This is a genomic window from Rhizobium sp. YTU87027 (assembly GCF_050644135.1).
Taxonomy (GTDB): Bacteria; Pseudomonadota; Alphaproteobacteria; order Rhizobiales; family Rhizobiaceae; genus Rhizobium.
In genome coordinates, this window is sequence record NZ_CP098443.1 from 443,772 (window position 1) to 456,611 (window position 12,840).

General features: G+C 56.9%; 10 protein-coding genes. 4 read left to right on the top strand and 6 right to left on the bottom strand.

Annotation, left to right across the window (positions count from 1 at the left end; genetic code table 11):
* Window positions 1-160: 160 nt before the first annotated feature.
* The 3 genes from NBG89_RS32620 to gloA all read right to left on the bottom strand — a co-directional run bounded on the left by NBG89_RS32620 (window position 161) and on the right by gloA (window position 3,233).
* Complete coding sequence (locus tag NBG89_RS32620) at window positions 161-1,573, bottom strand: FAD-binding oxidoreductase (protein ID WP_431324740.1); 1,413 nt, start codon at window positions 1,571-1,573, stop codon at window positions 161-163.
* 180 nt (window positions 1,574-1,753) lie between these two features.
* Window positions 1,754-2,707: a C-terminal binding protein gene (locus tag NBG89_RS32625; protein ID WP_431324741.1), complete on the bottom strand. Its 954-nt coding sequence runs from the start codon at window positions 2,705-2,707 to the stop codon at window positions 1,754-1,756.
* A gap of 115 nt (window positions 2,708-2,822) precedes the next feature.
* The gene (gene gloA / locus NBG89_RS32630) at window positions 2,823-3,233 is read right to left on the bottom strand and encodes a lactoylglutathione lyase (RefSeq protein ID WP_431324742.1); all 411 of its coding nucleotides are present in this window, start codon (window positions 3,231-3,233) and stop codon (window positions 2,823-2,825) included.
* A gap of 772 nt (window positions 3,234-4,005) precedes the next feature.
* Between gloA and NBG89_RS32635 the strand changes: the two genes are divergently transcribed.
* The 4 genes from NBG89_RS32635 to NBG89_RS32650 all read left to right on the top strand — a co-directional run bounded on the left by NBG89_RS32635 (window position 4,006) and on the right by NBG89_RS32650 (window position 8,635).
* Window positions 4,006-5,229: an ABC transporter ATP-binding protein gene (locus NBG89_RS32635; protein ID WP_431324743.1), complete on the top strand. Its 1,224-nt coding sequence runs from the start codon at window positions 4,006-4,008 to the stop codon at window positions 5,227-5,229.
* A gap of 143 nt (window positions 5,230-5,372) precedes the next feature.
* Window positions 5,373-6,758: an extracellular solute-binding protein gene (locus tag NBG89_RS32640; RefSeq protein ID WP_431324744.1), complete on the top strand. Its 1,386-nt coding sequence runs from the start codon at window positions 5,373-5,375 to the stop codon at window positions 6,756-6,758.
* The gene (locus tag NBG89_RS32645) at window positions 6,755-7,729 is read left to right on the top strand and encodes a carbohydrate ABC transporter permease (protein ID WP_431324745.1); all 975 of its coding nucleotides are present in this window, start codon (window positions 6,755-6,757) and stop codon (window positions 7,727-7,729) included. The genes NBG89_RS32640 and NBG89_RS32645 overlap by 4 nt, the downstream gene beginning before the upstream one ends.
* Before the next feature lie 36 nt (window positions 7,730-7,765).
* Entirely contained in the window at window positions 7,766-8,635 is an 870-nt protein-coding gene (locus NBG89_RS32650) for a carbohydrate ABC transporter permease (protein ID WP_431324746.1), read from the top strand.
* Window positions 8,636-8,891: 256 nt separating this feature from the next.
* Here the strand turns inward: NBG89_RS32650 and fba are convergent, their stop codons facing one another.
* The 3 genes from fba to NBG89_RS32665 form a co-directional block, all read right to left on the bottom strand.
* Window positions 8,892-9,956 (bottom strand): class II fructose-bisphosphate aldolase, encoded by a 1,065-nt coding sequence (gene fba, locus NBG89_RS32655; protein ID WP_431324747.1) that lies wholly within the window; start codon window positions 9,954-9,956, stop codon window positions 8,892-8,894.
* 80 nt (window positions 9,957-10,036) lie between these two features.
* The gene (gene lpdA / locus NBG89_RS32660) at window positions 10,037-11,476 is read right to left on the bottom strand and encodes a dihydrolipoyl dehydrogenase (protein ID WP_431324748.1); all 1,440 of its coding nucleotides are present in this window, start codon (window positions 11,474-11,476) and stop codon (window positions 10,037-10,039) included.
* A gap of 76 nt (window positions 11,477-11,552) precedes the next feature.
* Window positions 11,553-12,839, bottom strand: a complete 1,287-nt coding sequence (locus tag NBG89_RS32665) for a dihydrolipoamide acetyltransferase family protein (RefSeq protein ID WP_431324749.1) — start codon at window positions 12,837-12,839, stop codon at window positions 11,553-11,555.
* Between the last annotated feature and the right edge of the window lies 1 nt (window position 12,840).

Here is a 12,840-nt window from a genome sequence, read left to right on the forward strand (position 1 = left end):
CACCCTGAGGGGCAAGCTCGGTCGCGGATCGCAGCTCGTCGGCTAAGACGTTCGACAAACCCTGCGCCAGTGATATCGCTACCGTTCTTTTAGGGGCGAATGGAGACAATGGGAGTCAATCGCTCATGTCGCGCGTCAAGTTCCTCCCCGCTCATGACTTTTAGCAAGGAATTACCTTGCCGGGGTTGAGCAATCCTTCCGGGTCAATTGCTGCCTTTATCCGGTTCATTAGGTCGACTTTCCCTTCGGCGCCATAGCGACGAAGCAAGTCAAGCTTGACGCGCCCTATCCCATATTCAGCGCTGAACGTCCCTCCCATTTCGAAGGCCAGCTGGTAGATTTCGGGAGAAATGTCCTTTTCCACACGACGTTTGAAAGTTGCCGTGTCGGTCCCGTCAGGGGCGACAATGTTGAAGTGGACGTTGCCATCGCCGACATGACCGTAGACCGAAAGAATGGCATCACTCCGATGCCTACGAACAAGCTGGCACGCCGCTGCGATAAAGCTGGAAAGGCGGGAAGTTCGCACCGCAACATCATGCTTGATCGATCCGCCATGGTGCACCTCGGCCTCCGGAATGCTTTCGCGCAAATGCCACAGGTCCGCCCGTTGCTGCTCGCTTGCGGCTATTGTGCCATCGCTGATCAATTCGGACTCGTAGAGTTCGGCAAGAAGCGCGCTCATACATTCCTGGAGGTTCAAAACCGGAGAGGCAGTTGCGGCCTCCATAATAACATAGTGTTCGCTTTCCTGCTCCAGCGGATGCCGAAGGTGGCCCTTTGCACTGAGGAGCAGATCCAAGGACGCGCGCGAAATATATTCGAATGATGTAATCGCCTCGCCACTTTGTATCTGGGCGACATCCAGGATCGTGGCAAGCGAAATTATGTCGCGTACGGCTAGAAAGGCTGTAATCGTCTGGCGCGGTTGTCTTGCCAACTTGAGGGATACTCCGGTGATAACCCCCAGTGTTCCTTCCGCCCCAATGAAAAGCTGTTTCACGTCATAGCCGGAATTGTTTTTCCGCAGCGGGTTCAATTCGCTAAATAGCGAGCCATCCGGCAATACGGCTTCAAGCCCCAGCACCAAATCGCGCGTCATGCCGTAGCGGACGACATTGATGCCGCCGGCATTGGTCGAGAGGTTTCCGCCAATGCGACAGGAATGTTGTGAGCCGAGAGCAAGCGGCAACATCAGACCCGCATCGGCGGCAACCGTTTGCAAATCGCTGAGTATCATGCCCGCGTCTGCGGTGAGGGAGAGATTTTCAGCGTCAAGGTCGCGGAGCCTGTTCATTCTCTCCAGGCTGATGAGCAATTCCTGCCCGTCGGCGCTTGGCGTGGCCGCCGCGCAATAACTCGTATTGCCGCCCTGGGGAACGAGACCAACATTGTATTTTGCGCACGCACGGACAATCGTCTGAACTTCAGCCGTATTGCGTGGACGCAACAGGGCGGTCGTCGCTCCGACGTACTGACGACGAAAATCTGTGACGTAGGAAGATATGATATCCTGATCTCTCGTCACCACCTCCGCCGGCAGATCCAAAAGCACGCTGTCGATCGATTGCATCGCCCAATGTTCCGTATGTCGAAGGCAGGCCTTTCGCCTTGTTTACCAGCCGCATGCCTGAGAAGAGCGAAAGCCGTGACATGCGCAATATGGCCGCCACCTGTGGCGGCCGTAGCTTTTGTCTACTGCCCCGATCCTTGGCGCTTGATCCAAGATCCCTTCTCAGGATTGGCGAGCACTTTACCGGGTCACGAGATCCGGAAGGGGTTCTCCCTGCAGCGCGCGCCGCGCCCTTTCGACGGCTTGTTCCTGCAATGCATCCAATGAAGTGTTGGAGCGCCAGGCAACGTGAGGCGTGAACACCGTATTTGGCGCGTCGCGCAGGGGGTGCCCAGCGGGCAACGGCTCCTGGGCAAACGTGTCGAGCCCTGCCCCTGCAATGCTTCCCGCGCGAAGGGCAGCAGCGAGCGCTTCCTCATCGATCAGCCCACCACGCGAGACGTTAATGATCACCGCGTTGCGGCGCATTCGCTCCAGTACCTCTGCCGAAATGAGGTGACGGGTTTCCTCAGTGAGAGGCAAGTGAAGAGAGACGACATCCGACGTCTCCAACACCTGCTTCAGGGTTGCTGCGGGGACCTCTGAAAAAGTTGACATCGGGTCAAAGGCATGGACTCTCGCGCCGATAGCGGCCCACCATTTCGCGACCAGCCGTCCGATGCGGCCCATTCCGACCACGCCCACCTGCAGGTTGGACAGTTTAGGCGTATCGAGACCAACCACGCCCGCCCACTCGCCCGCGCGGATGGCTGCCTGCCCCTGGGGAATGCGCCGTGCCAGATTCAACCCCATCGCCAAGGCATGCGAGGCCACTTCTTCGGATGCCGTATCGGGAACAATGGTCACCGGTACGCCCACTTCGTTGGCAGCCGCGACATCAATGTTGTCGTAACCGACGCCATAGCGCACGACCGCCTTGCAGCGGCGCAACATCCCAAATTCTTCCGCCGTCATCTTGGCGTAGGGCGTCACCATCACGACCTCCGCTTCAGCCATGCGGCTGCGGAATGACGCCTGATCTTCGGCCACCACGATCTCTCTGCCGAAGCGTTCGGCCAACGCACGTTCCCTGTTCACGTTCGGGAAGCGGTGGGGAGCGACCAGGATAATCCCCGTCTCGGTTGCCATAGTCATCTTTTCGGTTCTCCGCATTTGACATAAATTCGATGGCTGCGATCGGCTACGTTTCGCGATCGATGTCGGGCGCTCGCATCACGATCGCCGGGAACTCGCAGTTCTTGCACGAACCTCAGCTCATTGTGTCGAAGTCAATCAGTTCGATCTTGTAGCCGTCGGGATCCTCGACAAAGGCAATCACGGTCGTACCGTGCTTCATCGGCCCTGCGGGTCGTGGAATCCGAGCTCCGTTCGCCGCCAGCTCATCGCAGATGTCGTAGATATTCCTGACGCCGAGTGCGATGTGTCCATAGCCGGTGCCAAGATCATAGGCGGCTTCTTGATCCCAGTTGTGGGTCAGCTCGATGACAGCGTGGGATTCTTCCGGACCATAGCCCACGAAAGCGAGCGTGAACTTGCCTTCGGGGTAGTCCAACTTGCGCAGCAAATTCATTCCGAGGAGACGCGTATAAAAATCGATCGACCTGTCGAGGTCCTTCACGCGCACCATTGTGTGCATTACCCGAAACTTGGGCTCACTCATCCGTCTTTCCCTCTCGATTGTCTGTCTCGTAGCCGAGCGCCGGATGGGCTACTTCGGCTTGCCGGCAAAAAGGCCCGCGTCCAACGCCCGCCTGGGTGGCACGTTGCACCGCAGCGTGGGCGCGCTGGTCGTTTCTATCTAAATGGCACCTGGCCCGATGACATCAGTGATCCACCATTCTTCGCATGTGGCAGGTCTGCCCGGAACAAGGTGGCCGAGCATCGAGCGAGTTGCCTAGCGCCTTCGACACTGCACCTGCTCCGAAACCCAACTTCCGTGCATGCAAACCAATCCTTGGTCTCAATGAACACTATGATCCAAATGCATGTCAATAGGATCATGTGATCCAGATTCGTTTTTCTTTCGTTGCCCACTCGATGCACGTGGAATGAGGCGCGCCTCGTTGCAAAGTCCCGCGCCTTGTAGGGCAGCGTCATGAAAGGCGAAACATCCGGACATTATTGCCGTCGGAAATGGTGATGGGCATCCGATTCTTTGGCGGCTTGCTCCTAATGGCGTCCACGTAACGCATGATGGGGGTACACCCAGAGGAGCCATTCCACAGGGCGATCAACGCGCATAGCAGCAGCGGGAACGTAGGCGCTTTTCTCCCAGCTGTGGAACGGCTTCGTCGCCCCGAGGAGGCGGCCACACGCACATGGATACAAAAAAATAAGCAAATTGGATCACATGATCCACTTGACATAAATCTGGATCATAGTGTTCACTACCCTCAATAATAAAGGGGATCGAGGGCGAGAGCAGCTGGGTCTTGCGCCTTGAAGCGATTTTGCTGGGTCCATATCCGCAAGCGCTCTGGAGGCAAATTTGCCTGTTGGCTCAATCGGTTTCATCAGCAAGACGACCCTCTGAAGGAGAGCTTATGACTTCCGTCACTTTCGCAAATGTCTGGAAGCAATTTGGTACCCACACGGCTATCGAAGACCTCAATCTTGAAATCAAAGATGGTGAGTTCATGGTGTTCGTCGGCCCTTCCGGATGCGGGAAGACGACCACTCTTCGGATGCTTGCGGGCCTGGAAACCCCGACATATGGAAAAATTCTGCTTGGGGACGAAGATGTCACGCTGACGCAGCCGGGGCGCCGGAACATCTCGATGGTTTTCCAAAGCTATGCGCTCTACCCGCACATGACGGTCCGTCAGAATCTGGCATTTGGGCCGGAAATCCGACACGAAGATAAATCCGACATTGCCGCCGGTATCAACCGGGTCGCCAACCTTGTAGGGCTTCAGGAGCTGTTGAACCGCTTTCCAAGCGAGCTTTCGGGTGGGCAGCGCCAGCGAGTGGCTCTCGCGCGTTCGATGATCCGTCGCCCGCGCATTTTCCTTCTCGATGAGCCTTTATCTAACCTGGACGCGAGCCTGCGAACCCATATGCGCACCGAGATCGCCGAATTGCAGCGCCAACTGGGTGTCACCGCCGTCTACGTCACACATGACCAAGTCGAAGCAATGACGATGGGGCACAGGATTGCGGTGTTTGATCACGGCCGCATTCTGCAGGTTGCAACGCCTGCGGAACTTTATCGAGCGCCGGCCAACAAGACTGTCGGCATGTTCATCGGCTCCCCCCGAATGAATATCCTACCTGCGAAGGTCAGCCTTGACGCCGATGCAGTGACAGTTCGCTGCTTTGGCACGACCTTCTCTGTGGAGGGACGTCACTTCGCCAGAGATCGTCTTTCGGACAAGATCGAACTGGGCATCAGGCCAGATGAGATTCAATGGGTGAAGGATGCTCCTTCAAGATGCACCGAAAAAATCACGGGCACGGTGACGTCACTTGAGACGACGGGATCTGACACCTTCGTCTTGGTTGATGTCGAGGGAACGGACGTGAATTGCAAATTTCCGAGCTTTGCTCCTGTGAAGCGCGGAGACACGGTCGATTTGGTCTTTGATCCTGCAGATCTGCATTTCTTTGATGCAGAGACTGGAGCGAGCCTGAAGGCCACGTTGGCTAACTATAACTGACTGGAACGCATGCAAAACTGGGAGAAAAGCCAATGTCGACATATGGAATGGGATACGCATACTCTAAGAAGCAGGATCGAGAATTTGATGTCCGTCTGACGGGAAATAGCGACCGCAGTTCACCACGAGTGCGTCAGGATGACGTGACACTCGTTAGAACCGCTAATCGGGCTTTCCGCAATTATGCCTTGGCAGGATTGCTGGCAGCAACCGCTCTTTCAATCGCATCTGTGAACTCCGCCCAAGCCGCAAATGTGAAGGTTGCCTTCAGTCTCAACTGGACGTTTGCCGATCCCAAACTTGCGCAAAAATGGTTCGCCGGCGTCAAAACTCAGTTCGAGGCCAAGCATCCTGGGGATACTATGGAATTGATACCGATCCCCGGTACGTATGATGACTTCATCACCAAACTCAGCCTCCTTTACAATTCGCCCGATACCAAGCCGGATATCGTCCAGTATTTCGACATCAACGTCGGTCAATTTGCAGGCAGCGATCACCTCGCGCCGCTCGACGAGAAGGTCGCCGACGCATCATGGTGGAAGGATACTCCGGATGCTGTGAAGGACTCGGGAAAATACGAGGGCCAAGTTTACTCGGTTGCGCAGGGGATCAATACCTACGGTATTCTTTTTGACCGTACCCTTACCGAAAAGGCTGGACTGCCGAAGGATTGGAACCCGAAAAACTGGAACGAAATTCTCGACGCGGCGCGGGCGATCAAGAAAACCTCACCCGATGCTTCGCCGCTTTATGTCATAACAGGCACGGCGCAAGGCACCTTCGGCGTGGTGGCAGGGCCTGGCCTCTTGCTGTCTGCATCCAGCACGCCGACCATTTATGACACAGCAACGAAGAAATGGGTGGTCGATAGCAAGGGTATCAGGGAGGTTCTCAACTTCTACAAGACCGCAGCGGCCGAAGATCTCCTCGCGCCCACTTCGCAGATCATGGACCCCAACGGCGCGACCCATCCTGCCGAGGCTCTGCATAGTCATAAATTCGGCATCACGTTCACGGGAAATTGGATCCCGGTCTTCTGGGGCAAGGACATCTGCGCTCCCTGTTGGGATGATAAGGAGGAAACGATCGGCTTTGCGCAAGTGCCGACTTCTCAAGGCCAGGCTCCCGGAACGGGGGCGAGCTTTAACGGGGTTGTGCTATCGATGTCGAAGGACCCGTCCAATGCCGATCTGGCTTGGTCGGCAATTGATATCATGCAGGGACGGCAAAATCTGCTGGACATTGCTGCGTGGGTAGCGGTCGCCCCGCCCACTGCTTCATTGAAGACAGACCCAAGCTATATTTCTCTTAGCCGAGCGCCTTTCCAAGAGGTCTTCGCCAACCTGGGGGCAACGTCGAGAAGCATGCCGTCACAGGCCGAGTTTCCGATCTGGGGCAACGCATTCCAGCAAGCTACTCAAGCCATGGTGCTGAAGCCCGACACGACGATCGATGATGGTGTCAAGATTCTGCAATCCTACATGGCGACGCAGGTCGGCGAAGAGAATCTGGAGACCTTGCCGTGAATTCCAAGCGCTTGATGATGGCCACCCAGGGGGCGGTTGCTACCGCCCCCCAGGACCGAGGCGATCGGAGCGTCCAGGCGCACACACGTGTGCGCCTGGACCGGCCTCGCGTGCACCCGATCAGCTTTGTTTTGCTCGCGCCCGCTGCGCTACTGCTTTGTACTCTTTTCTTGGGGCCGGTGGTGTACGCAATCTACCTTGGGTTCACCAACCTGCAACTCATAGGCATCCACGCAGTCAACTACCGTTTTACCGGGCTTAGCAATGTCGCGTTTCTTCTGAGCGATGCGGTCTTTTATAGATCTCTGTGGCTCACGGTCATCTTCGTTGTCGGCTCCGGCGCAATCGCAACGACCTTACTTGGGCTTATCTTGGCTCTGGCGCTGCAGAACTGCATGGCACCGATCAGATGGATCACGAGCGCCGCGGCCATCCTCGCCTGGACGCTGCCTCCGACAACAATTGCCTTTCTCTGGATGGCGACCAGCACGCAGTCGGGCCTCATTGCGATGCTGGCCGGCAATATGCGCCTGGACCTGCTATACAAGTACTCGATGTTGGTGGTTTCCACTGCCAACGCCTGGTCATTGGCCGGCCTCGCGATGACCATGTTTTCTGCTGCACTTCGCAACATACCCGGCGACCTGATGGAAGCCGCCCAACTGGAGGGTGCCTCGCCAGTCCAGTCTTTGATGCGGATAACTTTGCCGATGCTGAAGCCGACCATCGTTACCTGTGCTCTGCTGATGATGTTGATGACGTTTGGCAATTTCACCTTGATATATCTGATGACAGGCGGAGGACCGGGCAACGACACCAACATACTACCCGTGTATACCTACCTGCAGGGTTTCAAATTCCACAATCTCGGCTACGCCGCTCTCCTGGGCAATGTCATGGTACTCCTGTCGGCGTTCCTCGGCGGTCTGTTCGTTTGGGCAACCAAGACTCGTCGCCAGGTACTCCAATAAATGCCTGTCGATTCTCCAGGGAAAAAGGGAACTGTAATGCAGACAACCTTAGTCGAGCGCACTTCAAACCCACCACCAGGGCAGAAGGCTAACAGACCGAACAAGATTACGGCAGATCGCGTTGTCAGCAATTCCACCGCACTGGTGCTGGCGGTGTTCTTCGTGTTGCCCATGCTGTGGATGGTGCTCGCTTCAGTCGATCATGGTGCGACGAACCAGCTAAGGGCCCCGGACTTGACGGCGGAGCACTACTGGGTTGCTATCCAAGCCGACAATCTTGCTGCGCTCGGAAATAGCCTACTCATATCGACAGTCGCCACCGTGGTTGGTACGGCAGCCGCGTTCATCGCCGCTTATGTATTTTCGAAGCACACCATTCCGTTCAAAAATCCACTCCTGCTGACCGTACTGTTCCTCTCCGGCGTACCGATCTCGATTTTGATCGTGCCCGTCTACAAAATGTTCTCAACGTTAGGATGGCTGTCCATTATCCCAACGGGGATCTTGCTCGGAGTAACCGCTATTCCGTTCCAAATTTACCAGTTGAAGAACTTTGTGGACGCGGTGCCGCCAGAGCTTGAGGAGGCAGCCGCGCTTGAGCAAGCCAGCACACTTCAGATACTGTTTCGTGTAATACTGCCCCTGACCAAACCAGGTCTCGCTTCTTCTGCGATTTTCGGTTTCGTTAACGCATGGGGAAACTTTCTGATGCCAGTGGTTCTCATCAACAAACTGGCTGATCAACCAGCACCAGTGCACCTCTTCGGATTCATGGGCTCAAACTCGATCGACTATGGTGCCATAGCCGCCTATTCCATTGTCTACTCTTTCCCGATCATCATCCTGTTTCTGGCAATGTCTCGCCAATTCAAAGCAGGCTTCTCTCTAGGAGGCGCAGTAAAATAGCCGCGCTTCACGACTCTCAACTCACGAGACAGAAATTGCCCGAGCCTATGTCGTTGCGGCTGGAGTCCACAGGACCCCGGCGGGCCAAGTTCAGCACGAACGAATTCCGTGCAGATCAGGGCTGATCTTGATGAAACTCGGCATTTACCTGCACGGCGATTTCGCGGGCGAAATCCGCATGGTTGCTTGCCACACAGCTGTGCCAGTCCGCTTCCCGACGGATGAGAGTTGACGACAGAGCTGCGCGCACTGAGTTTCAGGAGAAAACTGGATCGAGCGCACCGGACGCATAGCGCTTTGCCATCTCCGAAACAGGAAGGGGCGTAATGCGCTCAGCCATGCCGGCGGTGCCGAACTGCTCGAACCGCTCCCTGCAAAGCTTGGTGAGCGCCGCCATTGCCGGCTTCAGATATTTACGCGGATCAAATTCGCTCGGATCTTCCTGCAAGATCCGGCGAATTTGCCCCGTCATCGCCATCCGGCCATCAGTGTCGATGTTGACCTTGCGCACGCCATTCTTGATGCCGCGCTGGATCTCTTCGACCGGCACACCCCAGGTGGGCTTCATCCGGCCGCCATATTTATTGATGATCTCCTGCAGTTCGAACGGAACCGACGACGACCCGTGCATCACGAGATGCGTATTCGGCAGCTTGCTGTGAATCTCCTCGATCACGTTCATCGCCAGCACCGAACCATCGGGCTTGCGCGTGAACTTATAGGCGCCGTGCGAAGTTCCCATGGCAATCGCCAGTGCATCGACGCGTGTTTCGCGCACGAATTTCACAGCCTCGTCCGGATTGGTCAACAACTGGTCGTGCGACAGCTTGCCTTGCGCGCCATGTCCGTCCTCAGCCTCTCCCATGCCAGTCTCGAGAGAACCAAGTACACCAAGTTCGCCTTCGACGGAAATGCCGCCGAGATGCGCCATCTCAGTCACTCTCCGGGTCACGCCGACATTGTAGTCCCAATCGGCCGGTGTCTTCGCATCCGCTTTGAGCGAGCCGTCCATCATGACCGAAGTGAAGCCCGCCTGGATCGCCGTCATGCAGCTCGCCGGGTCGTTGCCGTGGTCGAGATGCACGCAAACCGGGATGTGAGGATAGATTTCGACGACCGCATCCATCATGTGCTTGAGCATGATGTCATTGGCATAAGCACGCGCGCCGCGTGATGCCTGGATGATGACAGGAGCATCAGCCGCATCCGCGGCCTCCATGATGGCCAGTGCCTGCTCCATGTTGTTGATGTTGAAGGCGGGGACGCCGTAACCTTGCTCCGCAGCATGGTCGAGCAACTGCCTCAGCGTGATGCGTGCCATCCGAAACTCCGTTTTGTTTGTTGTCAAAATAACGCACCAAGACCGTCGAACGCGTCGCAAAGCTCACTTTTGCCGGTGAATTAAGCGTTCAGCACCCGACCGTAGGCATCGAGCACGGCTTCCTTCATGGTTTCGGAAACGGTCGGATGCGGGAAGATGGTGTGCATCAGCTCCTCTTCCGTGGTCTCGAGGTTCATGGCGACGACGAAGCCCTGGATGAGTTCGGTGACTTCGGCACCGACCATGTGGGCGCCGAGCAATTCGCCGGTCTTCTTGTCGAAGATCACCTTGCAGAGACCCTGATCTTCGCCGAGCGCGATCGCCTTACCGTTGGCGGCAAAGGAGAAGCGGCCGACGCGGACGTCGCGGCCGGCTTCTTTGGCCTTGGCTTCCGTCAGACCGACGGAGGCGACCTGCGGGTTGCAGTAGGTGCAGCCCGGGACCTTGCCCTTGTCGGTCGGATGGACGTTCGGCAGGCCGGCGATCTTCTCGACGCAGACGACGCCCTCGTGCTCGGCCTTGTGAGCGAGCATCGGCGGGCCGGCGACGTCGCCAATGGCATAGATGCCAGCGACATTGGTCTTGCCGTAGCCGTCGATGACGACACAGCCGCGATCCGTCTTGACGCCGACAGCCTCGAGGCCGAGGTTTTCGATGTTGCCCTGGACGCCTACAGCCGAGATCATCCGGTCGGCCGTGATCTGCTGGACCTTTCCATCAGACGTCTCGACATGCGCGGTGATGCTGTTGGCAGATTTCTCGACCTTGGCAACCTTAGCGCTCGTGAAGATCTTCAAGCCACGCTTTTCCAACTGCTTGCGAGCGATCGCGGTGACTTCGGCATCCTCGACTGGCATGATAGTGGGCATGACTTCGACGACGGTGACGTCGACGCCCATGGAGCGGTAGAAGCTTGCGAACTCGATGCCAATCGCGCCCGAGCCCATGACGATCAGGGACTTCGGCAGCACATCGGGCTTCAGGGCCTCGAAATAGGTCCAGATCAGCTTACCATCCGGCTCGATGCCCGGCAGGGCGCGGGGACGCGCACCTGTGGCAACAATGATATGCTTGGCGGTGTAGGTGCCCTCGCCTTTGACGCCCTTCGGCACAGGATGCTGCGGCTCGACCACCGGCTTTGACGACTTGCCGACGACGATTTCGCCCGGCTTGGTAATCTTGGCTTCACCCCAGATCACGTCGACCTTGTTCTTCTTCATCAGAAAGCCAACACCGCCGTTGAGGCGTGCCGACACACCGCGCGAGCGGGCAACCACGGCCTTCACGTCGGCGCTCATCTTGCCCTCGAGCACGAGGCCGTAGTCCTTGGCGTGATTGGCGTGGTCGAGAATTTCGGCCGAGCGAAGCAGAGCCTTGGTGGGGATGCAGCCCCAGTTCAGGCAGATGCCACCCAGATGCTCGCGTTCCACAATCGCGGTCTTGAGGCCCAGCTGGCTGGCACGCACGGCGGCGACATAGCCTCCGGGGCCGGAGCCAATGATGATGACGTCGTAGGACATCTGCTTTCCTTGAAAAATTTGGGGGATCCGGCATGACACCCGTCATGACCGAGACCCCCCGAGGCCTGGGAGGAAACTAGATCAGCATGCTCATCGGGTTTTCGATGAGCGCTCGAAACTTTCCAAGGAGCTCTGCGCCAAGCGCACCATCTACCGCACGATGGTCGGTTGACATCGTAACGGTCATCACTGTTGCAGTCGACAAGTCGCCCTGTGCGTTGACGACTGGCCTTTTCTCCCCGGAGCCGACGGCCAGGATGGTTGAATGAGGAGGATTGATGATTGCTGCGAATTCCTTCACTCCGAACATGCCGAGGTTGGATATCGCACCGGTACCGCCCTGATATTCGCCAGGTCTCAATTTGCCTGACTTTGCGCGCGCAGCAAGATCCTTCATCTCGTTGGAGATGATCGAAAGCGTTTTAGATTCCGCATGTCGAATGATCGGTGTAACTAGACCGCCAGGCACGGATACGGCAACGCCCACGTCCACAGAACGATGCCGTACCAGATTTTCTTCCGTCCACGAAACATTCGCGTCGGGCGTTGATCCAAGCGCCAGTGCGTAAGCCTTGATGACCATGTCATTGACCGACAGCTTGTAGCGAGGCGTGCCGTCCGCCACTGGTGCAGACGCGTTCAGCTCAGTTCGCAGCTTGAGTAGAGCATCGATATGGCAATCAACCGAAAGGTAGAAATGCGGGATCGTTGTCTTTGCTTCAAGCAGTCGTCGTGCGATCGTTCTCCTCATTGGACTATGAGGTTGCAGGTCGAACGTGCCCTCGGTGAACTGCTTCAGAGCACTGGCTGACGAAGGTTCCAAACCAGGAGTTTCGGTTGTCGTGGGCGCTGCCGGCGCTGCAGGGAGCTCTGCAACACGAGTCTTTGAAACATCGGCACTGACGATCCTACCGTGCGGGCCGCTTCCGGTAAGTGATGAAAGATCGACGCCGCATTCTCGGGCAAGACGCCTTGCTAACGGGGTCGCGCGAATTGCGCTGCAGTGATCCACCGACGCCTCATGGCTTCTCGCCTCGACCAGATCGACGATAAAGGCCGCCGAAGGTGCGGCCTTTCCGGTCGTGGGCGGAGTAGATGGCTCAGGCGCGGCAAGATATTCCTCGCCGTCCTCGTAAACCCAAGCCACTGCCGATCCTACTGCGATATCCACGCCTTCTTCGCCTGTGACATTTCGAAGGATGCCTGCAGCAGGAGAATCTATTTCCATTGCCGCCTTGTCTGTTTCGATCTCAAAAAGGACGGCGCCCTTCGCAACCTGATCGCCTTCCTTGAAGAACCACTTCGAAATCTTGCCGGTCGCCATATCCATGTCGACCTTGGGGAGAATGATTTCTGTTGCCATT